The following is a 1,290-nucleotide window of genomic DNA, read 5'->3' on the forward strand; positions in this document are numbered from 1 at the left end:
CAGGATCTCGCGCTTGCCGGCGTGGTTGGCGGGGCCGACGATGCCCTCGCGCTCCATCCGCTCCATCAGCGAGGCCGCCCGGTTGTAGCCGATCTGCAGCCGCCGCTGGATGTAGCTCGTCGACGCCTTCTTGTCCCGCAGCACCACCGCCACCGCCTGGTCGTAGAGGTCCGCCGACGGATCCCCGAAGCCTCCCTGATCCATGACGGGGGTGTCCGGGACGGCAACCGCCTCCTCGGCCTCCTCGTCCGCCGTGACCGCGTCGAGATAGGACGGGCGGCCCTGGCGCTTGAGGTGGGCCACCACCTGCTCGACCTCGTCGTCCGAGCAGAACGGCCCGTGCACCCGCGTCGTGCGGCCGCCGCCCGCCATGAACAGCATGTCGCCCTGCCCGAGCAGCTGCTCGGCGCCCATCTCGCCCAGGATCGTGCGCGAATCGATCTTCGAGGTCACCTGGAACGAGATCCGGGTCGGGAAGTTCGCCTTGATCGTCCCGGTGATCACGTCCACCGAAGGCCGCTGCGTCGCCATGATCAGGTGCAGGCCCGCCGCCCGCGCCATCTGGGCCAGGCGCTGGATCGCCCCCTCGATGTCCTTGCCCGCCACCATCATCAGGTCGGCCATCTCGTCGACCACGATCACGATGTAGGGCAGGGCGACGAGGTCCATCACCTCGTCCTCGTAGACCGCCTCGCCGGTCTCGCGGTCGAAGCCGGTCTGGACGGTGCGGGTGATCACCTCGCCCCGCGCCCGCGCCTCGGCCACCCGGGCGTTGAACCCGTCGATGTTGCGCACGCCGAGCTTCGACATCTTCTTGTAACGCTCCTCCATCTCGCGCACCGCCCATTTGAGGGCGATGACCGCCTTCTTGGGATCGGTGACGACGGGCGAGAGCAGGTGCGGGATGCCGTCATAGACGGAGAGCTCCAGCATCTTGGGGTCGACCATGATCAGGCGGCACTCCTCCGGCTTCATGCGGTAGAGGAGGGAGAGGATCATGGTGTTGATGGCGACCGACTTGCCCGAGCCGGTGGTGCCGGCAACCAGCAGGTGGGGCATGCGGGCGAGATCCGCGATGATCGCCTCGCCGCCGATGTTTTTCCCGAGGCACAGCGCCAGCTTCTGCTTGGTCTCGGCGAAGGCCGGGCTGCTGAGCAGCTCGCGGAGATAGACGGTCTCGCGCTTGGCGTTCGGCAGCTCGATGCCGATGGCGTTGCGGCCCTGGACGACGGCGACGCGGGCGGAGATGGCGGACATCGAGCGGGCGATGTCGTCGGCGAGCGAGATGAC

General features: G+C 68.3%; 1 protein-coding gene. It reads right to left on the reverse strand.

Going from position 1 to position 1,290, the window contains the following annotated elements:
• Positions 1–1,290 (reverse strand): DNA translocase FtsK (locus EU555_RS35930; RefSeq protein ID WP_281041335.1); only part of this gene is annotated, 1,290 nt, incomplete at both ends.

The sequence above is a fragment of the Methylobacterium nonmethylotrophicum genome, from assembly GCF_004745635.1.
Taxonomy (GTDB): Bacteria; Pseudomonadota; Alphaproteobacteria; order Rhizobiales; family Beijerinckiaceae; genus Methylobacterium; species Methylobacterium nonmethylotrophicum.